A 22,235-nucleotide genomic window follows, 5' to 3' on the forward strand; every position below is an offset into this window, starting at 1 on the left:
AACATCAAACAATATCAGGGACAGATGCCTGCGCTTTCCCCATAGAGCGGCACACGCATCCCGCAGCTTCCACCTTGTCAGAGTTGTCAACGCGGGCCACACCGCCAGAAACAAACCTAATGCACTGGCCCGCATCAAAAAATCTTAGACTTGGGCGCGCGATGGTCGAGACGGCATTCAGCAATGACGGTGTTCGGAAACTAAGCTGTGCAGAAGTTGGGTGGGTCACCCGCTCCCAATCACTGGACAGTTAGACGGGTCGGCTGGTGAAAGAACACTGTAGTTACGGGGACCAGCACCAATCGGCCCATAAGCCTCCGGTTCGTCGCCCTCGAGATTGAAAATATGGTGGCTGCCATCTTCATGTGGGTATTCGAACCAATAAAGGCCGCCAATATCTGACAGGTAAGCGTTTGTAGTTAGAACGATAATATCGCCATTGGTTCGCTCGGTGATGCTGACTGAACTCTCCCACTCGAACGTGCCACACGACGGGTCAGTCGTCTCACTGCCGGGGTGCTCAGAACAGCTAAATTGCAAAAACCCGAATTGTCCCAGCCTATTTGTACCGTTTAGCGTGACAGATGACTGCGCCGCGTTGACAGCGAGCGAAAGCCTATCAATGTTTCGAACGGTATTGATCAGCCCCACCCAAGTGGTCCAGTTTGAATGTTAGTGCATGATTGGCCTAAAGCGTTTCGAGTTTACCTTGAGACATCACATAAAATCGAAACGCGTACACCATATAGGCTTATCACTGCGTTTCAGGATAATCTTTTGTCTCAGGTTTATCCCGAAACGCTTTAGGTTCCATCGGAACGATGGCCTCCGGGGCCGGTGGGCGGTAGCCCAGAGCACTGTGTGGTCGTTTGGTATTGTAGTGTTTCCTCCCTTCTTCGATGATGATTTGGGCTTCGCGTAGCGTGTAGAAGACCTCCCCGTTCAGCAGTTCATCCCTGAACCGGGCATTGAAGCTTTCGCAGTATCCGTTCTCCCAAGGTGATCCCGGCTCGATGTAGGCTGTTTTGGCGCCGACCGCCGCAATCCAATCCCTGACAGCCTGAGCAATGAACTCTGGGCCGTTGTCTGACCGGATGTAGGCAGGGACGCCACGCAGGATGAACAAATCGGTCAGTGCGTCTATGACCTCGGTCGAGTTCAGCTTCCGCTTGACCCGGATCGCCAAGCACTCCCGGCTATGTTCGTCCAGGATGTTCAAAGTCCGGAACGCTTTCCCGTCATCGGTTCGATGATGCACGAAGTCATAGGACCAAACATGGTTGCGATACCCTGGCCGCAACCGGACGCATGAGCCATCGTTCAGCCAGAACCTGCCGTTCACTGCAGGCTGTCCGAACGTCTGTGTTGTGGGCACACAACGGTGGCCCTACCATAAGCTAAATATGTGGCATCTAAAGCGTTTCGGGATAAACCTAAGACACAAGCTTATCCCGAAACGCAGTGATAAGCCGATAGGGTGTACGCGTTTCGATTTTACGTGATGTCTCAAGGTAAACTCGAAACGCTTTAAAGTTGTTTAGGTTGCTGCAGACAAAATGAGCAGGCCCTACTGAAACCACCCCTCAACGTAATTTGTGACCACCAAGCAGTCGGTCAGGACCTCGCCCTCGGCCGGTAGCGGCGCGTCCAGTTCCAGCGCGATTGTTGCGCTGCCGGGGGTCACGTCGATCAGGTCGATGCGCTGGATCTCGGCCTTCATGTGCTGCTCTTTACCCATCAGCACGGACACGGGGCCCGCCATGTAGAAACGGGAATCACGCATGATCCGCTCGGACTGAGCGGGTGACAGGGTCAGGTTGACCCAGTTGCCGCCGCTGGGCATGGCCCGCGCCCCGGCGCCAGCGGTAAAGCAGCGATGCTCTGCCCGGGCTTTCTCGTTGCCATGAACGTAAGCGGCAACCTCGGCATTCGGACCGGCCGGGATCAGGGTGACATCCGCCAGATCCACCGACAGGACATTGTCGACCGGAATAGCGATAAACAGTGACAGGAACGAGGCGGTCTTCATCGCGTCCAGACGATGCGACGTCAGGTCAAACTTCAGCGTGCTGCGCTGCCAGCCCCGGCCGATCCGTGCTGGCTCTTCAGGGTGAATATCGACCAGATGCGCCTCGTCCGGGTCGTAGGTGATGCGCAGAAAGGTCACCAGTTCCGCCTCATAGGAGGCACGGGCCAGAAGCGACAGTTCCAACTCCTGCTCCAGCACGGTGTTCAGGTCGAAATTGCGCTGCGACAGGAACAGATACCCTTCGGGATCAGGGGCATTCATCTGCAGACGGATATAGGTGCCGGTCCGGGTGCGGGTCTGGCTGAACAGCGCGTTGTCGACACGCTGCGACGCGATCAGGTCGGGCCGGAATTTGGGCGAGGGCAGCAACCATTCATTCGCGACATATTCATAGGGCTGCACGCCTTCAAAGCGGGAGCCGCGCGACCAAAACTCAAAGGCGGGGTTGATGATGATGTTCTGCTTTGCAACCGCACCGCGCTCTGCCTCCTGATAGCGATCATAAAGGTAGCGCAGTTTCACCAGCGAGGCATCGGATGGCACAATACCGTTGCGATCCAGAAACTTCATCGCGCCCAGCAAATCGCCATCGGCGGTCATCATCTTGGCGACAACCTCGCAGGCCTGACGTCCGTTCGGGTTGTTGATGTGGTCCTGCAACTCCCGCTCCAGGTCGGGGTGCTTGCGCAGCTTCATGCCTTCGTTCAGCCAGTAGTCAAACTCTTCCGCCACGGCGGAGTGGAACGTCATACGCATCAGGCTGCGCACCTGCGCCAGATCAATATCGCGATGCGTATCGAACAGCGCGTTGACGCCCCGCAACTGATTGACGAGGTACTTGCCGGAGTTCAGCTCTTTCATCATACCTTCGTCTTCCGACCGGTAATCGAACAAAAGCTCTGGGACCAACTGCATTTTCTTGCCGGACACAAAGGCGTGGGTGAAAAACTCGTAATCTTCGCAGCCCACCGCGTATTTCTCGGTAAACCCGCCAAGTTCATCAAAGGTCGCTTTGCGCACAAGCGAATTGGCATCCCCAAAGGTATTGCCAAGGATCGCCAGTTGAAGGGAGGGGCCGACGGGCGGATAGATATCAAAATGCTTGCGGGTGCCATCGGTGTCCATCCGGAACATCTTGGACACGGTGTTCAGGACATCGGCATCGGTGGTCAGCGCGACCCGCACAAAAGTTTCAATCTCTTCAGGGGACGCGAAATTGTCGTCATCCATAAAGAACAGGTAATCGCCGGTGGCGAAACTGTTGCCGAAATTGCGCGCGGCCCCCAGATAGCGGTTCTGCTGACGTACCAATCGAACCCGGGGATCATTGCGATCCTTGATCAGGTCCTCAACCCCGGCAAACTCCGCCTCGACCGAGCCGTCATCAACGACGATGATCTCGATATTTTCATATGTCTGCTCCAACAGACTGTCGAGCGCGCCGGCCAGCATCTTTGCCCGGTTATGATGGACCAGAATGATCGACACCAAGGGTTTCTTCGGCGCTTTCACCTTGGACGATTTAACCGGATCCAGACAGCAGACCGCATGTCGCGGATCAGGCTTGCGGGCCGGTTTCGACAGATCGTCCAGCAGTGTATCCCAAACGGTTTCCGCCTGCAGATGTGCCGGATCAACAGCACCTATCACCGCGCCATCATCCAGACAGTCCGCGATACGGCGCGCCAGAATATCCGCTGTCGGATCAAACAGCAGCTTTTCCCGCTCAGGCTCGGCCGCAAGCCCCCGCAAAGCCCCGCGGTTTGAAATCAGCGTCGGCACCCCGAAGGCCAGACATTCATAGGCCGTCAGCCCAAAACTTTCGTCACGCGATGCAATGACGGTCAGCGGTTTGTTCTCGACCAGATAGGTGATCGCCTCTTCATGCGAACAGGTGTTCAGCAGCTGAACCTCGCAATCCCATTTGGCCGCATATTCAAACACCGAACTGGCAGAGTTCCGTTTGCCATTGTTGCAGAACCCGCCAAGGAAGGTGATTTTCTTGGGCAAGGTCAGCTGGTTCTTGTGCATATATTTTATGGCATCAAGAAAGGTGAAAAAGCCCTTCCGCGTTTCCAGACGCCCGAAAAAACACACCTCATCAACCTCAGCCACATCGCCCTGCTGCAACCCACTGTGCAGATCCAGCCGGTGCGGCAAAAGGTTTGAGATTGCACGGGCGTCCTTGGGCAGGGTCCAGCCCTGTTCCCGGCACCAGTCAATGATATCCTGACTGGGCCCGACCACCACATCGGAATATTCCAGCTGTTTGCGCTCAAGCTCATAAAGCGTGATGTTCCAGGCCTTATCCTCAGCCATCGAAAGTGGCCGCGCCCATTCCGAAGGCCCGTGAACCGAGGACACAATATGCGTATCCTCGAACCCAAGCCCCAACTGGCGGGTCAGGGCGGTGTAGTACCCCAGCCCCAGATAATCATGGAAGAAAATGACATCAAAGTCTTCTTCCCAATCCTCAAGATACTGCTTCACCGCGAAAGAGCGTTTTGGAATGGTGTCCAGCGGATAGAATGTATCAAACTCCGCCCGGACAAAGCGAATGTTGCGTTTGGCGTAAAACGCTTCCCACTTGCCCGCATCCTGCTGCTTCAGGGAGGGGTGGACATATAGAATGGTAACATCGTGCGCTTTCGCATGATGCTCTGCCTGTCCGGCCAGCGCGGTTGCAATCCCGCCACCGTTGAACGGTCCAAGTACCTCCAGCGCGACAAAACAGATCCGCATTCCATTCACCCAAGTCATCTTGCATCGCAGCAAAACCCTGCTGCCCCGCCCTCTTACCGCAGGCAGGTTGCGAGAACATCAAAAAAATCTGGACTTTTACGGATCATCAGCCGGACGCACGTTCAGAACAAACGCGCGGTTCCGGTCTTCGGGTAACTGTTCAGAAACCAGCCTTAGTCCCGTTTCTGCAACTTGACCGTTCCAAAACCAAGATAAGCCCAGGGACCGTTCGGCGCAGCCTCCATACGATACACGCCCTGCAGGTCACCGATCAGGGCGGCTGTCGCAGCCAACTTCCAGCAGCCATCAAAGTCGCAGGATGGTTTGGAGGTCTGCAATTCCACGATCCCATGCTTATCCGCGTATTCCTTCACCGCCAGGGATGACACCGCGCTGCCTTCCGGCGCAGAGGGATGATCCCACCCCCAAAGAAATGTCTGATCATCCGGGTTCCAGGTGCCCAACAGCTCTGCTGGTGCAGTCACCAGCTTGTCAGCAAAAATCCAGACGATAACGCCAGCCTCCAGATCAATATCGACCCGCTCAGCCTCGCCCATCTTCCACCCACCTTGATGGGCCGTCTGCAAAGCAGAGACATGGTTAAACGCCATCTCCGTCAATCCGGCATAATCGGTTGGCAACGTCATCTCCTGCGCCGGGGTCGATGTCGCAGTCACAGTTGCAGAAGCACCCAACCCAAGAGCCGCGAGAATTTTTTTCTACAATGACATAAGCCTGTCTCCTTCGGCACATTTTGCGGAAGCCCCACCCCCGCATTCATTCAAAGCCAGCTCCCTCACACATCAAACGGAAGCTGCCTGACAGCGCATTATACGCGGGAAGACGACTCTATTGTAAACATAAGCATTTGAAATGGAACTGATACGCCGATCTTGGGCCGCAAGGGGCGGGATCAGGACGGCTGACGTGCGGTCGTCCCACGAGGGATCAGATGCGGCGTTATTGTGCGTTGAGGGCAATCCGGCTGGTTTCCGTCCAATGCATCGCGCATCATGGCAAACGCGGCTTCGCCGATTTCATAAAGATGGGTCGCGACCGACGTAAGATCGGGATGCAGATGACGCGACATCTCAAGATCGTTAAAGCCGCACAGCCCAAGATCATTCGGCACTCGCAGACCGCGGCGCTGCGCTTCGAACAGCGCACCGGCGGCCAGATCATCGTTGTTGCATAGGATCGCGTCCGCCTCTGGCGCGCGGGCCAGAAGGTCTGACAAAAGCTGACCACCCAACCCGACGGCGGACCGCTGCGCCGTGGTTACCACCCGGACCGGGTCATAGACACCGACTGCTTCGGTTGCTGCACGAAACCCTGCCAGCCGCTTTTGTGAGCGCGGATCCATGCGCGCACCCAGAAAGGCAGGCTTTCGATAGCCCTGTTCCAGCAGATGCGCGACAGCCATCTGCGCCGCCTCACCATGCGAGAAGCCAACAGACATATCAACCACCCGGTCATCTTGGTCCATCACCTGCACAACCGGACACCCGGCATGGCGCAGCAGGGCGTGGGCCGTATCAGTCTGATCAACCCCGGATACAATCAGGCCCGCCGGTTTCTGGCTGAGGAATGTACCGATCAGACGTTCCTCATCCCCCGGAGCATATCGGAAGTTACCGATCTGAATACTGTAGGGCGTACCAGCGACCTGGTCATAGATGCCCCGCATCACCTCGGAAAAAACGCTGTTGGTCACCGAAGGGACCAACAGGCCGACGACATCCGTTCGCAACGAAGCCAGGGCCGAGGCCGCCGGATTCGGCACGTAACCCAGTCGATCCACAGCAGCCTTGACCTTGAGGCGGGTTTCAGTCGCCACTTTCTCAGGCATGCGCAGAACCCGCGAGACCGTGATTGCGCTAACACCCGCAAGCTCTGCAACATCAACGAGGGTCGGGCTACGGCGTGGCCTTGTCTGAATTATCATGAAGCCATGGTAACAAACAGCACCGTCTTGGCAATGCTCTGACAAATGATTGCGAAATCATAAGCGTCACCAAGGTCTTTGCCCGATCCAGATCATCGACAAGATAGGGAAAGAAACATGTGATCCAACCTGAGAGCCCTGCTGGCATCCCGGGCCCTGCTCATGGCCGTGGGTGCCGCAAGCGCCGACCGCCACGGGGACAACCATTGATGTCTGTCCCGGATGCGTGATCCCGCGCCCCGGCCTATTCCGTGCCTGGCAGTTTATAGTCGGCAAAGGCAGCGCGCAGCTTCAGTTTTGACACCTTGCCCGTCGCAGTCAGCGGCAACTCGTCCATATAGACCACGTCATCGGGCAACTGCCACTTGGCCAAATGCTCCAACAGATGGGTGTCGAGCTCTTCTTTGGTTGGCTTTTCATCGCCTGCAGGCACCACAATCAACAAGGGGCGCTCGTTCCATTTGGGATGCGCAACGGCGATCACGGCACAATTGGCCACCTTGGGATGGGCCATCGCGACATTTTCGACATCGATGGAGCTGATCCATTCGCCACCCGACTTGATCAGATCCTTGACCCGGTCAGTGATGGTCAGCACGCCGTCAGAGCTGATCTTGGCCACATCGCCGGTGCCAAACCACCCATCAGCATCCACCGCAGCGTTGGTCGCCTCTTCATTGTTGAAATAACCCGAGACAACCGAGTTGCCGCGCACAAACAATTCGCCAACCGCAGTGTCATCCTGAGGCTGCTCATTGCCATCCTCGTCAACGATCTTCAGATCCACACCAAAGACGCGCCGCCCCTGACGTTGTTTCAGGTCCAGCATATCCTCGCGCGGCAGATCACGATCTGCGCCCATCAACAAACCCTGCGTGCCGATCGGGCTCATCTCTGTCATGCCCCAGGCGTGGCAGACGCTGACGCCCATATCCTCGAACTCCGCAATCATGCTGCGCGGCGCAGCCGACCCGCCGACGATGATCTCGCCCAGGCCACCCGGTTTGCGACCCTGCTTGTGAATTTCCGCCAGCAGCCCCAGCCATACGGTCGGAACCCCCCAGCTTGAGAACACGCCTTCCGCATCCATCAGCGTAAACAGGCTTTCCCCATCCAGACGCGGACCCGGATGCACCAGACTGGCCCCGACCAGCGGTGCTGCATAGGGCAGGCCCCAGGCATTGACGTGGAACATCGGAACGACCGGCAGAATCTTGCGTTCATCCCGCATCGACTCCATCGGCGTCAGACCAACCAGCATGGCGTGCAGCAGGGTGGAGCGGTGACTGTAAAGCGCGCCCTTGGGATTGCCCGTGGTGCCCGAAGTGTAGCACAGTGACGAGGCCGTCTGCTCGTCAAATTCCGGCCAGACATAGGCCCCATCCTCAGCCCCAACCAGGGTTTCATAGCATAGCAGGTCTGGCAGGGCCGTATCCGGCATATGGGCCGCATCCGTCATCACCACGATCCGCATGCCCTTTGGCAGATCATTGGCAATAGCCTCAAGGATAGGAACGAAGGTCAGATCAACGAAAAGCACCTGATCATCCGCATGGTGCAGGATATAGCTCAACTGCTCGTGCGGCAGACGCGGATTGATGGTGTGGCAGATCGCCTGAATGCCGGAAGTGGCAAAATATAGTTCAAAGTGGCGATAGGTGTTCCAGGCCAGCGTCGCAATGCGATCCGCCGGTTTTACCCCAAGATTAAGCAACGTCTGCGCCAGTTTGCGCGTCCGCAAAGCGGCATCAGCATAGGTATAGCGATGAATGCCGCCTTCGACGGTTTGGGTGATCATCTCGGTCCTGCCATGGATCTGTTCTCCATATTTCAGGATTTCCGAGATCATCAGCGGGCGGTGCATCATCTGGCCAAGCATAGCGTTTCCTCGTTCTTGTTGGCGGGCGCGGCTTCAGGCGGCTGCGCTCAGTCTTTCAAATCTGGCCCGGTGATCCGCCGGGATCGGATGCGGGCGGCGGGTCTGGTGGTCAACAGGGTGCGGCCCGCTGCGATCCATCATGCCGGGTCCTCACCAACGCGCACCAGCTGCTTGCCGAAATTCTGCCCTTCCATCAGCCCCAGCAAGGCCGCAGGCCCCGCCTCCAGCCCGTCGGCCACGGTTTCAGGCATCGCAATCTGACCGCTGGCCAGCAAAGGCGCGACCTCCGCAAAGAAATCAGGCGCAGCATCGGAATGGTCAGTAACAATAAAGCCCTGCACATTCAGCCGCCGTTTCAAAATCTGCACCCAGACTGCGGGCAGCGGCACGGCCTCGTCCATATTGCGCCCGTCATACCAGGCAATCATGCCGCACAGCGCGATCCGGCCGAAATCATTCATCCGGGGCACAACAGCCCCCAGGGTCTTGCCGCCAACATTCTCGAAATAAACATCGATCCCATCAGGGGTGGCCTCTTTCATCGCCTGCGACAGGGCGCGCATGTCGCCCTGACGGTGATCAAGGCAGGCGTCATAGCCCAGCTCTTCAACGGCATAAGCGCATTTCTCTGCACCGCCAGCGGTCCCGATCACCCGAAGACCGCGCGCTTTGGCCAATTGTCCCGCGACACTTCCAACAGCGCCGGTCGCCGCCGAGATCAGCACCGTCTCACCGGATTTTGCCTGTGCAATCCGCGTCAGACCAACCCACGCCGTCAGCCCCGGCATGCCCATCACGCTCAGCACCCGCTGATAGGGGCCATGGGCCGGGTCCAGCTTGCGCAACCCCTCGACCGCAACCACAGCATGCTCCGCCCATGGCATCATGCCGGTCACCACATCGCCGGGTGCGTAATCCGGATGGGCCGAGGCGGTCACCTTTGCCACACCGCCACCGTCAATAGGTGCATCCAGTTGAAACGGCGCAATATAACTGCGCGCATCATCCATCCGGCCCCGCATATAAGGGTCAACCGACAGCCACATCATCCGCAGTGAGACCTGACCCTCCGCTGGTGCAGGAAGGGGCACCTCTTCCAGTCGAAAATTCTCTGGTCCGGCCTGTGCCCCGGCGGGGCGTGCGGCCAGAACGATGTGTCGTGTTGTGGTCATCAAATCGGTGCTTTCAAAGACGGGTTAGACGGTCAGAACGATTTTGCCCTTCGCCGTACGGTTTTCAATCTGTTTAAGGGCCTCTGCAGCCTCGGCCAAAGGATAGGTCGCGCTGATCCGCGGCTTTAGCTTTCCCTGCAGGTAAAGCGTGAACATCTCTGACAGGTGTTCGCGGAAACGTTCGTGCTCGCGCTGCACAAACGCCCCCCAGAACACCCCCGCAATCACACAGTTTTTCAGCAAAGGCAGGTTAAGCGGGATCGCCGGGATACCCGCCGGGAACCCCACCACCAGAAAGCGCCCCTTCCATGCCATGGCGCGCAAGGCAGGCTCTGCATAAGCGCCGCCAACCGCATCGACGACAATATCGATACCCTTTGACCCCGCTGCCTTTTTGATATCGGCAGAAAACGCCTTTTGATCATCCCGGGCCTCAAGATCGCGCGGATAGATCAGCACCTGTTCCGCGCCAAGTTCACGACAGAACGCCGCCTTTTCCTCGGACGAGACAGCAGCGATAATCTTCGCACCCGCCGCGCGGGCTATCTCGATGGCTGAGGCACCAACCCCCCCCGCAGCCCCCAAAACCAGAACCGTCTGATCCGGCCCAAGCTGCCCCATGTCGTGCAAGGCGTAATACGATGTGCCATAGGTGAACAGAAATGCCGCCGCATCGTCGAATGGCATCTCATCCGGGATCGGCACAACCTGCGTTGCCGTGGTGCAGACATGGCTGGCAAACCCGCCAAAACCGGTCAGCGCCAGAACGCGGGTGCCCGGGGCCATATCAACGCCCTCTCCGACCGCATCGACAATGCCGGCAACCTCTCCGCCCGGGGCGAAGGGGCGCGGCGGCTTCATCTGGTAAAGATCACGAATGATCAGCGTATCAGGAAAATTGACACCTGCGGCATGAACCGCAATGCGGACCTGCCCCCGGCCCGGCTCGGGACAATCTGTGTCCGTCAGGACCAGCGTCTCAGGCCCGCCTGGCGCATGACTAAGAACGGCGCGCATCATACCTCCAACCACTCGTTGCGGATATCTGTTCGGGTGCGGAATTCCTCGGGCGTGCTTTCAAACACGATCTCGCCGTGGCCCATGACATAAAGCCGCTGGGCAATACGCAGCGCAATCGACAGCTTTTGCTCCACCAGCAGAATAGCCACACCGGATTTGGCGATATCGGCGATCAGATCCCCGACCTGATGCACGATCTTGGGCGCAAGCCCTTCGGTCGGCTCGTCGATGATCATCAGGTCAGGGTCACCCAGCAGCGACCGGCAGATCGTCAGCATCTGCTTTTCACCCCCCGACAGCACCCCGGCGGCAGTATCCGCACGCCGGGCAAGGTTCGGAAACATGTCCAGCATCTGATCGATGGTCCAGCGGCCCGGATTGCGCATATCCTTGATCCCCAGGATCAAGTTCTGGCGCACCGTCATCATCGGGAAAATGTCGCGGTTCTCAGGCACATACCCGATGCCCAGACGAGCGATGCGATGGCTGGGCAATCCGGCAATATCCTGACCGTTCAGCCTTACGGTGCCCCGCGGTTCCACCTCGCCCATGATGGCCTTGGCCGTGGTTGACCGCCCGACGCCATTGCGCCCCAAAAGCGCAACCACCTCACCCTGATTGATGGTCATGCTGACGCCATGCAGCACGTGGCTTTTGCCATAAAAGGCGTGAACGTCGTTAAGCTCCAGCAGGGCCGTCATGCTGTCACCTCGGCAATAGGATCGGCTTCGTCGCCCAGATAGGCCTCGCGCACGGCGGGGTTTTCGCGGATCTCCTGCGGGGTGCCGGTTGCGATGATCTGACCATAGACCAGCACACTGATCCGGTCGGCCAGACCAAAGACAACGCCCATGTCATGCTCCACGACCAATAGGCTGCGCCCTTCCGTGGCCTGACGGATCAGCGCAATCGCCTTATCCGTCTCGGACCGGCTCATTCCCGCCGTCGGTTCATCCAGCAGGATCACATCCGCCCCGCCCGCGATGGTCAAAGCGATCTCCAACGCGCGTTGATCGGCATAGGGTAACAGAACCGCTGGGACATCCGCCTTATCGATCAGGCCGACCTGCTCAAGTATCTCAGCCGTGTGGCGCTGCACCGCCTTCAGCCGCCCGATATTGCGCCAGATGGAATAGCCATGCCCCTCGGGGTAAAGCACCGCACAGCGCACGTTTTCGCGCACGGTCATATTGGTAAACACGTTCGAGACCTGAAAGGACCGCGACAACCCCTTGCGGTTGATTTCGAACGGTCGCGCCCGACTGATGTCTTCGTCGCGCAGCAGGATATGACCCTGATTGGGGCTTAACTTGCCAGAGATCAGATTGAAAAGTGTCGATTTCCCGGCACCGTTTGGCCCGATAACTGCGTGCCGTTCGCCTGGCTCGATATCCAGCGTTACACCCTGGATGATCTTGGCATTACCGAAGCTTTTGTGCACGTTCTGCAGACTAAGGACCGGGCTCATTTCTGAGCCCCCCTCGAAAGTCTGCGCAAACCGCCAATCCCAAGTGCAAGACAGCCTGCCACCACGATCCACGAACGCGCGCTGTCCGCAGGCAGTGCCAGACCAAAGATTTTCAGCGCCGGTTCATGCGCTTCACCGTTCAGAAGTTCGACGGCAATGACAAATCCCGCAAAAGCGATCAGCGCACAGACAAGGCGGATCATATCGCCGCCAAGCTGTGTTTTGCCGCGCCTGAAGGTTGCCACGACAATGCCAGCCAGGCCAGCGGGTGCCCAGATCACCATCACGATGAACATGACGCCCAGGTACAAAAGCCAGCCGTCGGAATAATCTGAAAGGTTCGACTGGGCCAACGTCAGCAGGATCGCGCCCAGCAACGGCCCCCAAAAGAAACGCGCGCCCCCGATAAAGGCCATCAGCAGCACAAAGCCCGAGGGGATCAGGCCCAGGGCTTCGGGGGTGAAAATCTCGTAATTTACGGCTGCCATCCCACCGGCAAGACCGGCAAAACCACCCGACAGGATAAAGGTGATGTAGCGGATCTTGTGCGCGTCATAGCCGATATATTGCACGCGTTCGTCATTGTCGCGGCACGCTTGTGTGAGCCGCCCCATGGGCGTTCGGGTGAAGGCGTACATGGCCAGCACAGCAATCCAGGTCCAGACGGCGATAAAGATATAGACCTCGTCGATAGGTCCCATTGTCAGGCCGAAAAGTTCGGGTCCTGACACCCGATCAGCGGTGACACCTTCCTCTCCGCCGAAGATTGAGGTGAACATGTAACCCGCAGCGGCCACCAGCTCTGCAATGCCGAGCGAGATCATGGCAAATGGCGTTCCTGCCCGGCGGCAGGACGGCCAGCCGATCAACGCACCTGCCAGCGCGCCGCCAGCAAACCCGATTGCCGGCAGGGCAAAGATCGGAACCGAGCCCCAGAAGCTGGGGTCGCCATAGGTTGCCTCTTCGATAGCGACCATAGCATGAAGCGCTGCGTAGCCACCCAGCCCAAAATAGACGGCATGTCCGAAAGACAGAAGACCCGCCTGCCCCAGCAACATGTTGTAGCTCAGTGCAAAGACGACATTGATGCAGATAGCGTTCAATAGCGTGTAGGCCGTGCGTGACGGCCCCAGCACCGGGATCAGCGCCAATACCAGCGCCAGCAGGATCAGCGGCAGCACACGGGTCAGGAACTTGACCTGCGCCGATGGCGCAAGATTATGCGTCAGGGCAGCCTCGGTCATAGCTCACGCTCTCCCATCAGGCCGCGGGGACGGAAAATCAGGATCAGCACCATCAGAAGGAATGGCAGGATGGGTGCTAGGGACGAGAAACTGATCCGCCCCACCTCAGACCCCGGCGGCAGTCCCGCCCAGCCAAACGCGTCCCCCAATGTACCGTCGATACCAATGGCAAAGGTTTGCAGAAATCCGATCAGCAGTGAGGCCAGAAACGCCCCCTCCAGACTGCCCATGCCACCAACCACAACGACAACAAAGACAATCGGCCCCATCGCAGCCGCCATGGCCGGTTCAGTCACAAGAAAGTTGCCACCGATCACACCCGCCAGCCCGGCCATCCCACAGCCCACGGCAAAAACGAACATCATCACCCGTGGCACGTTATGGCCTAGATGCGAGACCATATGCGGATGGGTCAGCGCGGCCTGAATGATCAGGCCCAGCCGCGTCCTGCGCAGCAGCACCCAAAGGCTGACCAGCATGGCCAGCGAAATGAACAGCATGAAAATACGGTAGGCGGGGTACTGCACGCCAAACAACTCGAACAAGGGGAAATCAAGGACATCCGGCACCTTGTAGGGAACCGCGAACATGCCCCAGACCAGCTTGACCAGCTCTTCGATGACATAGGCCAGACCGAAGGTGAACAACAACTCTGCGACATGGCCGTTCTGATGGACACGCCTTAATCCCCAGCGTTCAACGGCAGCGCCGATCAGGCCGACCAGCACCGGAGCGACAAACAGCGCGACCCAGAAGCCGGTCACCTGCCCTACGGAATAGGCAAAATATGCGCCCAGCATGTAAAAGCTGGCATGCGCAAAGTTCAGCACGCCCATCATGGAAAAGATCAGAGTCAGGCCGCTCGACAGCATGAAAAGCAGCAGGCCATAGATCAGCCCGTTGAGGGCAGAAAAAACAAAAGCTTCCATCGTCCGGGAAATCCAGCTTGGGTCTGGGCCCGCCCCGGCGTGCTACCAGGGCGGGCCAGTTCGGGTCTCAGGGACGCTTCATCTTGCAGTCGCTGGCAACGATTGTGTCCTTGCCGGCAATCTCGGCGATGGTTTCAAACCCGTAAGGTGTCCCTTCCACCTTTCGCTCGGCATCGTCGGACAGGACTGACAGGAACAGGGGTTGGACGGCCTGGTGATCCTCGGTCTGCATGGTGACGGTGCCGTAGGGTCCCTCATAGGTCATACCCTCAAGACCGGCGGCCAGGCTTGCAGCGTCAACGGCCCCCGCCTTTTCGGCGGCCGCGTCGAGCATCTGCATCAGGTTATCGACCCGAAGATAATAGTACTCAGCACCATGCGTTTCCCAGAACCAGTCGAAAACCGCGACCTGTTGCGGTGTCAGCTCCAGGTTCTCGTGGATCTCTGTGATCTGGATAACCTTGTCGACCGCGCCTTCACCCATCGCAGTTGGAGAGCCAAGACCGCCCGCATAGAAAGTGATGATGGGAATTTCCAACCCGGCATCGTTTGCCGCTTTGACCAGCAAGGTCATGTCTGTGCCCCAGTTACCGGTGATGATCGCATCGGCGTCACTGGCAGCAATCTTTTGCACATAGGGCGCGAAATCCTGAACCTTGCCGATGGGATGCAACTCGTTCCCGACAACCTCGATATCCGGGCGTTTTTCGGTCAGCATCGAAACGGCGGCGGCGGCCACCGCCTTGCCGTGGCTATAGTCCTGCCCGATGATATAGACCTTTTTCATATCATCCTTGGCGGCCATCCAGTCCGTGATTGCTGCCATCTTCATGTTGGTGTTGGCGTCAAACCTGAAATGCCAGTAGTTGCAGGCCTCTCCGGTCAATGCGGGATCAACGGCTGCGTAGTTCAGCAGCAGAACCTCTTCGCCCGGATTGCGGCGGTTGTGCTTGGCGATCGCGTCCGACAAAGCATGCGCCACGGATGAAGAGTTGCCCTGTGCGACAATGCGAATGCCGTCATCAATGGCCTTTTGCAGCTGAACCAGCGACTCCTTTGGGCTGATCTTGTTGTCATAGGCGACGACCTCGACCCGGTGCCCGTTCATACCACCCGCTGCATTCACAAAATCCGCAGCAAGGCGGAACTGCTTATAGCTGGCGTCCCCCACCGGACCGAAGGGGCCGGACAGCGGATCAATGAATGCAATCCGTACGGTTTTGTCGAAAGATGCAGTTTCGGACGCGGCAATGATTTCTTCGGGCGTCATGGTCGATATGTCTTGCGCAGGCAAACCAATGGCAGAGCCAGTCAGCACCGCAGAAGCAAGCAGAAACCGTTTCATTTTATTCCTCCCCTGGGACTTTTTTGTTGATTGAAGGGAAACTTGCAAAGGGGGTTGAGTCAAGAAAATTGTGGAACATATTTTCGCACAGCGGAACAGATTCGCTAGACAGCCGAAATCCGCAATGCCATGTTGCGGGCGATATCGTCAGGGAGGCAAAGGCGGTGACACCGGAAAACCTGTTTTCGTTGAAGGGTAAGACGGCGCTGGTCACGGGCGGGGCGACAGGCATCGGTCGCATGGCAGCCGAGGGATTGGCCGCTGCCGGTGCTGATGTGATGATCGCCAGCCGTAAAGGTAACGCGTGTGAAAAAGCTGCGGCCGAGCTGAATGCTCTGGGACTTGCCGGGACGGTAACTGGCTTTGCCGGGGACGTCGGGACAGTTGAAGGGGTCGAAGCCCTGGCGCACGATGTGACGTCGCGCACCGATCGGCTGGATATCCTGATGAACAACGCCGGTGTCAGCTGGGGCGCGCCGATGGGCGAGTTTCCCTACGATGCCTGGCAGAAAGTCATGTCCGTCAATGTGGCGGGCCTGTTCCATCTGACGCAAACGCTCCTGCCGCTGCTGCAGGCAGCAGGCACCGCCGACGACCCGGCGCGCGTTGTGAATGTCGGCAGCGTCATGGGCGACCGTGAAAAAAGCCCGGCGGCCTACAGCTATTCCGCCTCCAAGGCCGCCGTGCATCACCTGACGGAAATTCTGGCCAATGAACTGGCAGGCAAGGGCGTCAACGTGAACGCCATCGCGCCGGGGCCTTTTGTGTCCAATATGACCGCATTTGTGACCGCCGATGAAACGACCCGCGACAAGGTCGCCAAGGCCACACCGATGGGCCGCGTCGGGCAACCGTCTGACATTGCCGGGTGCATGCAGTTCCTTTGTGGCAAGGGCAGTTCCTATATCACCGGAGCGGTGATCCCGGTCTCGGGAGGCATCAACGTCGATACCGGCCCGGGTCTTTTCGATGCGGCACGGCAGGAATGACCCCGGACCTGTCCGCTGACATAGGATCCGAGCGCGGGGTGTCGCGCTGGTTCGATGTGGATCAGACCCGCATCGACCAGTTTGCCGATGTTACCGACGATCACCAGTTCATCCATACCGACCCTGTCCGCGCCGCCGAGACCGCCTTTGGCGGCACCGTGGCGCATGGCTTTCTGACCCTCTCGCTTCTGTCGGCCATGGCCTATGATGCGTTGCCTGCGATGGCGGGCCAGACGGCCTCGATCAACTATGGCATAGACCGGCTGCGCTTTGTCAGTCCGGTCCCTCAGGGCAGCCGGGTCAGGGGCCGCTTTGTTCTGTTCAGCGCAAAACAGGTCGCCCCGGATGACCTGCGCCTGACCCATGATGTAACAGCCGAGATCGACGGCCAGGAGCGCCCGGCATTGGTGGCGCACTGGATCACTCGCCACCGGTTTGAGCAATAGGAGCCCCAATGCGCGACGCCGTCATCGTTTCCACCGCCCGCACCCCCATCGGCAAGGCCTATCGCGGCGCATTCAACGCCACGACTGCGCAGGCACTCGCAGCCCATTCGATCCGCGCCGCAGTGGACCGTGCCGGTCTGGACGGGCAAGAGGTAGAGGATTGCATCATCGGCGCTGCCCTTCAGCAAGGCTCGACCGGCAGCAATATCGGCCGTCAGGCTGCGATCCGGGCGGGCCTGCCGGTGACCGTCGCCGGCATGTCGGTCGACCGCCAATGCGCCAGCGGATTGATGGCCATCGCGACGGCGGCCAAACAGGTGATCTCCGACCACCAGCAGATTGCAATCGGCGGCGGGGTCGAAAGCATCAGTCTGGTGCAGACCAAGGACATGCGCACAGACTATCTGGCCGATCCATGGACGATGCAGGAAAAGCCCGCGCTTTACATGAGCATGCTGGAAACAGCCGAAACCGTCGCCACACGGTATAAGATCAGCCGCGAAGCGCAGGATGCTTATGCCCTGCAATCGCAACAACGCACCGCCGCCGCGCAGGAGGCGGGCCGGTTTGACGCTGAAATCGTCCCCCTTGAGACCATCAAGAAAGTCCAGGACCGCGAAACCGGCGAGATCAGTGACGAAACCGTGCGCCTAACCCGGGACGAGGGCAACCGCCCCTCAACCACCGCAGACGGATTGGCGCAGTTGCAACCGGTCCACAAGGACGGGCAGCGCATTGCCGAAGGCCGGTTCATCACGGCAGGCAACGCCTCGCAACTATCCGATGGGGCCTCTGCCACCGTGGTCATGGAAGCCAAAGAGGCCGAGCGCCGCGGCCTTGCCCCCCTGGGCCGCTATGTCGGCATGGCCGTCGCCGGGTGCGAGCCGGACGAGATGGGCATCGGCCCGGTTTTCGCCATGCCCAAACTGCTGAAAGCCCATGGCCTCAGCATGGACGATATCGGCCTGTGGGAGCTGAACGAAGCGTTCGCCGTGCAGGTGCTTTACTGCCGCGACCAACTGGGCATCCCCGATGATCGGCTGAATGTCGATGGCGGCGCGATTTCCATCGGCCACCCCTACGGCATGTCCGGCGCGCGCATGGTCGGCCATGCGCTGATCGAAGGGAAACGACGCGGCGTCCGCTATGTCGTTGTGACGATGTGTGTTGGCGGCGGCATGGGGGCCGCAGGCCTGTTCGAAGTATTGTAAGGAAACAAGATCATGGATTTGGGACGATCAGAGCGGGTTAGCAAGCTTCTTGAACGCGTGTGCGAAATGGTGCGCAGCGAGATTGTCGAGGCCAACGAAGAATTTCACGCCGAGGTTGGCAAACACCCCTCTGGCAACCGCTTTGCCCATACCGACCGGCAGCTCGACCTGCTGAATGGCCTGAAAGCCAAGGCCAAAGAACGCGGGCTTTGGAATTTCTGGCTGACGGACAGCGACCGGGGCTTTGGCCTGACCACCGTCGATTACGCGCATCTGGCCGAAGAAATGGGGCGCGTGCCGTTGGCGGCTGAGGTCTTCAACTGCTCTGCCCCTGACACCGGCAATATGGAGGTGTTTGAGCGCTACGGCACCGAAGCCATGAAAGAAAAATGGCTCAAACCCCTGCTGGAGGGGGAGATCCGCTCGGCCTATCTGATGACGGAACCGGATGTGGGATCCTCGGACGCAACCAATATCGCGCTGGAGGCCCGGCGCGACGGCGATGAATGGGTTCTGAACGGTGAAAAATGGTGGGCCAGCGGCGCGGGCGATCCGCGGTGCAAGGTCTATATCGTCATGACCTGCACCGCCCCCGATGCGCATAAACACCAGCAACACACCATGATGTGCGTGCCCGCAGACACCCCCGGCATTGAGGTGCTGCGCTCGATGCAGGTCTTTGGTCAGGATGACGCGCCCCATGGCCATATGCATATCCGTTTCACCAATGTGCGCCTGCCCGAAGATGCCGTCATTCTGGACGAGGGGCGCGGGTTCGAAGTGGCACAGGGCCGTCTTGGACCGGGTCGCATCCACCATTGCATGCGCGCCATCGGTCAGGCCGAGGCTGCGCTGGAACTGATGTGCCGCCGCGCCCTGACGCGCGAAGCCTTCGGCAAACCGCTGGCCCAGCTTGGTGCCAATCACGACATCATCGCCGAAGCGCGGATCGAGATTGAAAAGACCCGGCTGCTCTGCCTGAAAGCCGCGTGGATGATGGACAGCGCCGGTGTGCGCGAGGCGCAGCCCTGGATCAGCATGATCAAGGCGGACGCGCCGCAGATGGCGTTGAAGATTGTCGACGAAGCGATGCAGATGCATGGCGGCATGGGGATAAGCCAAGACACGCCGCTGGCCGGCCAGTGGACTGCCCTGCGCACCTTGCGGCTGGCCGACGGCCCTGACGCGGTGCATCGCCGTCAGGTCGCGCGGCGCGAGCTGAAACAATACACCAATCAGGACGCCTGATAAGATGAGCGATCTGGACCTCAGCGCCGTTGCCGACTGGGCCGCAACCCATGCGCCCGAGATCCAGGGCCTTAAACAGGCCGAAAAGATCACCGTGGGCCAGTCCAACCCCAGCTATTTCCTCAACGCGGACAGCGGCGACTATGTCCTGCGCCGCAAACCGTTTGGCGAGCTTCTGAAATCCGCCCATGCCGTGGACCGTGAATTTCGCGTGCAAAAGGCGCTGGCGGAAACTGCGGTTCCGGTCCCGCGCGTCATCGCGCTTTGCGAGGATGACAGCGTGATCGGCGCGATGTTCTACCTTATGGCGCGCGTTCCCGGCATCAATCACGCCGAACCAAGCCTTCAGGATCAAAGTCCCGCCGCGCGCGGGGCCATCATGGATGCGATGAACCGCGTTCTGGCCGATCTGCATCAGGTTGATCCTGTCGCAGTGGGCCTTGGCGATTATGGCCCCGAGGGCAGCTATTATGCCCGGCAATATGGCCGCTGGACCAAGCAATATCGCGCCTCTGAAACCGGTGTGGTGGCGCAGATGGACCGGCTGATCGACATGCTGTCCGAACGCATTCCGCAGGATGATGGCCAGCGCACGCTGGTGCATGGCGACTATCGCATCGACAACATGATCTTTGACGCAGACACCAACCAATGCGCCGCCGTGCTGGATTGGGAATTGTCGACCCTGGGCCACCCGCTGTCCGATCTGGGCGGGGTTCTGATGCAATGGCGTCTGCCACCGGGCAAACTGGGGCGCGGGCTCGCCGGGATCGACCGGGCCAAGGCAGGCTTGCCCTCGGACGAAAACTTCGTCGCACGCTATTGCGAACGGCGGGGGATCGAGCCGATTGACGACATGCCCTTCTATATCGCCTTTGCCTTCTTCCGCATGGCCGCAATCCTGCAAGGCGTGGCGAAACGTGCGCTGGATGGCAATGCCTCCGACCCCGAGGGCGGCAAGCAGCTGGGCGCGTTCGTTCCGCATTTCGCGCAGAATGGCATCGACGCATTGGCCGAGGCCGGGACATGAGCCGCTTTGCCGGAAAGGTTGTGCTGATCACAGGTGCCGCCAGCGGCTTTGGTCTGATGGTTGCCCAGGATCTGGCCGCGCAGGAGGCCAGATTATCGCTTTCTGATATTGCCCCCGATGGTATCGACATACCCGATGCAATGATCTCAAAGGTGGATGTCTCTCAGGAGGCAGACATCGCAGGGCAGGTCGCCGACACACTGGACCGCTTTGGCCAACTGGATATCGCCATCAACAATGCCGGGATCGGCGGCAGAATGGCCCCGATAACCGAAACCACGGTGGAGGAATTCGACCAGTTGATGGCCGTCAACGCGCGCGGCGTCTTTCTTGGCCTGAAACACCAGCTGCCCCCCATGCTGGCCGCAGGTTCCGGCGCGATTGTGAATGTCTCCTCTGCCTCAGGCTTGGTGGGGGCGGCTGCGATTGCCTCCTATGCAGCGGCGAAACATGCTGTGATCGGGCTGACACGCTCTGCCGCTGATGAGGTTGCGCGCAGGAATGTCCGGGTCAACGCCGTGTGCCCCTCTTTCGCCGATACACCCCTGTTCAACGCCATGGCCGATGACATGGCCGCGCGCTACGACACCGACCGAAGCGGCGCCTATGACCGCATCACCCGGCGCATCCCGATGCGGCGCGTCGCCAAGGTCTCAGAGGTGACGCAAGCCATCCTCTGGGCCTGCGATCCGGCGAACAGCTTCATGACCGGTCAGGCCATCTCGATCGACGGGGGGCTGACCGCCATATGACCCCGAAGGACGGCGATACCGAGGAAAAGGACCGCAATTTCGTGACCGCACTGGCGCGCGGGCTGGACGTGCTGGCCTGCTTTCAGAAAGGCGACACCTATCTGACCAATGCCGATATCGCCGGGCGCACCGGGCTGCCTAAGGCGACAATCTCACGGTTGATCTACACGCTGCGCAGTCTTGGCTATCTGGCACAAGACCCCCGCACCGGCAGCTACCGGCTTGATTCCGGTGTGCTGACCCTGGGCTATTCGGTGCTGGCCGGGATCGACATCGCCAACCGGGCGCAGGCCGAACTGGATCAGATGCTGGACGGCTCGAACGCTTATGTCACTGCGGGCCTTGTGGAGCGGCACAAGCTGGCAGCGGTTTATGTCGCCTCGGCCCAATCAACGCAGGTGGTCAGCCTGAATGCCACCATCGGCGCGCGTATGCCTCTGTTCCTGTCTGCCGCAGGCCTTGCGATCCTGATCAAGCTTGACCCCTGCACACAGGACCGGGCCAAGGTGTTGTTGAAGAAAAACTATCCCAACCGCTATGACCAAGGGATAGACGCGTTCGAACAGGCGCAAAAGGATTACGCCACCCGAGGCTATACCCGATCCTATGGCCATTGGCGCAACGACGTGAACGGGATTGCCGTGCCGGTGCTGTCGCCGCAAGGTGCGCGCATCTATGCAATGAATATCGGCGGACCGGCCTTTGCCGTGCCGCCCGAACAACTTGAAACCGAATACGCCCCGCGTCTGCTGGCCGCCGGCCTGCGGCTAAGTGTCGGGACCTGAC

Annotated in this window: 18 protein-coding genes and 1 pseudogene; 7 read left to right on the forward strand and 12 right to left on the reverse strand. The window is 59.3% G+C overall.

Annotated features, from left to right (window positions below):
• Window positions 1-754 precede the first annotated feature (754 nt).
• From ACW9UQ_RS14005 to ACW9UQ_RS14060, 12 genes and pseudogenes are all read right to left on the reverse strand, one after another.
• Window positions 755-1,336, reverse strand: a pseudogene (locus ACW9UQ_RS14005) (integrase core domain-containing protein); the annotation flags it as partial.
• A gap of 231 nt (window positions 1,337-1,567) precedes the next feature.
• Window positions 1,568-4,771 carry a glycosyltransferase gene (locus ACW9UQ_RS14010; RefSeq protein ID WP_458931641.1) on the reverse strand — a complete coding sequence of 1,068 codons (3,204 nt, stop codon included), beginning with the start codon at window positions 4,769-4,771 and terminating at the stop codon, window positions 1,568-1,570.
• Between the two features lie 173 nt (window positions 4,772-4,944).
• On the reverse strand, window positions 4,945-5,412 hold the full coding sequence (locus tag ACW9UQ_RS14015) for a DUF6882 domain-containing protein (protein ID WP_458931642.1): 468 nt from the start codon (window positions 5,410-5,412) through the stop codon (window positions 4,945-4,947).
• Between the two features lie 272 nt (window positions 5,413-5,684).
• Window positions 5,685-6,716, reverse strand: a complete 1,032-nt coding sequence (locus tag ACW9UQ_RS14020; protein ID WP_458931643.1) for a LacI family DNA-binding transcriptional regulator — start codon at window positions 6,714-6,716, stop codon at window positions 5,685-5,687.
• Window positions 6,717-6,960: 244 nt separating this feature from the next.
• Window positions 6,961-8,595, reverse strand: coding sequence for a long-chain-fatty-acid--CoA ligase (locus ACW9UQ_RS14025; protein ID WP_458931644.1), 1,635 nt, complete (start codon window positions 8,593-8,595; stop codon window positions 6,961-6,963).
• A gap of 137 nt (window positions 8,596-8,732) precedes the next feature.
• Window positions 8,733-9,767 carry an NADP-dependent oxidoreductase gene (locus ACW9UQ_RS14030; protein WP_458931645.1) on the reverse strand — a complete coding sequence of 345 codons (1,035 nt, stop codon included), beginning with the start codon at window positions 9,765-9,767 and terminating at the stop codon, window positions 8,733-8,735.
• A gap of 24 nt (window positions 9,768-9,791) precedes the next feature.
• The gene (locus ACW9UQ_RS14035; protein ID WP_458931646.1) at window positions 9,792-10,784 is read right to left on the reverse strand and encodes an NADPH:quinone oxidoreductase family protein; all 993 of its coding nucleotides are present in this window, start codon (window positions 10,782-10,784) and stop codon (window positions 9,792-9,794) included.
• Window positions 10,784-11,488, reverse strand: a complete 705-nt coding sequence (locus ACW9UQ_RS14040) for an ABC transporter ATP-binding protein (RefSeq protein ID WP_458931647.1) — start codon at window positions 11,486-11,488, stop codon at window positions 10,784-10,786. Before ACW9UQ_RS14040 ends, ACW9UQ_RS14035 begins: the two co-directional genes overlap by 1 nt.
• Window positions 11,485-12,255, reverse strand: coding sequence for an ABC transporter ATP-binding protein (locus ACW9UQ_RS14045; RefSeq protein ID WP_458931648.1), 771 nt, complete (start codon window positions 12,253-12,255; stop codon window positions 11,485-11,487). The genes ACW9UQ_RS14040 and ACW9UQ_RS14045 overlap by 4 nt, the downstream gene beginning before the upstream one ends.
• Window positions 12,252-13,499: a branched-chain amino acid ABC transporter permease gene (locus ACW9UQ_RS14050; protein ID WP_458931649.1), complete on the reverse strand. Its 1,248-nt coding sequence runs from the start codon at window positions 13,497-13,499 to the stop codon at window positions 12,252-12,254. The genes ACW9UQ_RS14045 and ACW9UQ_RS14050 overlap by 4 nt, the downstream gene beginning before the upstream one ends.
• Window positions 13,496-14,428: a branched-chain amino acid ABC transporter permease gene (locus ACW9UQ_RS14055; protein ID WP_458931650.1), complete on the reverse strand. Its 933-nt coding sequence runs from the start codon at window positions 14,426-14,428 to the stop codon at window positions 13,496-13,498. Before ACW9UQ_RS14055 ends, ACW9UQ_RS14050 begins: the two co-directional genes overlap by 4 nt.
• A gap of 67 nt (window positions 14,429-14,495) precedes the next feature.
• Entirely contained in the window at window positions 14,496-15,773 is a 1,278-nt protein-coding gene (locus tag ACW9UQ_RS14060; protein ID WP_458931651.1) for a branched-chain amino acid ABC transporter substrate-binding protein, read from the reverse strand.
• Window positions 15,774-15,937: 164 nt separating this feature from the next.
• Here ACW9UQ_RS14060 and ACW9UQ_RS14065 point away from each other — a divergent pair, with 164 nt between their 5' ends.
• Genes ACW9UQ_RS14065 through ACW9UQ_RS14095 form a run of 7 tightly spaced genes read left to right on the forward strand, consistent with a single transcriptional unit; the run spans window position 15,938 to window position 22,234 of the window.
• A complete protein-coding gene (locus tag ACW9UQ_RS14065) occupies window positions 15,938-16,762 on the forward strand; it encodes an SDR family oxidoreductase (protein WP_458931652.1) in 825 nt (274 codons plus the stop codon).
• On the forward strand, window positions 16,759-17,208 hold the full coding sequence (locus ACW9UQ_RS14070) for a MaoC family dehydratase (RefSeq protein WP_458931653.1): 450 nt from the start codon (window positions 16,759-16,761) through the stop codon (window positions 17,206-17,208). Before ACW9UQ_RS14065 ends, ACW9UQ_RS14070 begins: the two co-directional genes overlap by 4 nt.
• A gap of 8 nt (window positions 17,209-17,216) precedes the next feature.
• Window positions 17,217-18,419, forward strand: coding sequence for an acetyl-CoA C-acyltransferase (locus tag ACW9UQ_RS14075; RefSeq protein WP_458931654.1), 1,203 nt, complete (start codon window positions 17,217-17,219; stop codon window positions 18,417-18,419).
• 12 nt (window positions 18,420-18,431) lie between these two features.
• Entirely contained in the window at window positions 18,432-19,667 is a 1,236-nt protein-coding gene (locus ACW9UQ_RS14080; RefSeq protein WP_458931655.1) for an acyl-CoA dehydrogenase family protein, read from the forward strand.
• A 4-nt stretch (window positions 19,668-19,671) separates the two neighbouring features.
• Window positions 19,672-20,697, forward strand: a complete 1,026-nt coding sequence (locus tag ACW9UQ_RS14085; protein ID WP_458931656.1) for a phosphotransferase family protein — start codon at window positions 19,672-19,674, stop codon at window positions 20,695-20,697.
• Window positions 20,694-21,449, forward strand: a complete 756-nt coding sequence (locus tag ACW9UQ_RS14090; protein ID WP_458931657.1) for an SDR family NAD(P)-dependent oxidoreductase — start codon at window positions 20,694-20,696, stop codon at window positions 21,447-21,449. The genes ACW9UQ_RS14085 and ACW9UQ_RS14090 overlap by 4 nt, the downstream gene beginning before the upstream one ends.
• Complete coding sequence (locus ACW9UQ_RS14095; RefSeq protein WP_458931658.1) at window positions 21,446-22,234, forward strand: IclR family transcriptional regulator; 789 nt, start codon at window positions 21,446-21,448, stop codon at window positions 22,232-22,234. Before ACW9UQ_RS14090 ends, ACW9UQ_RS14095 begins: the two co-directional genes overlap by 4 nt.
• Window position 22,235: the final 1 nt, after the last annotated feature.

It is taken from the genome of Halovulum sp. GXIMD14793 (genome assembly GCF_054457435.1).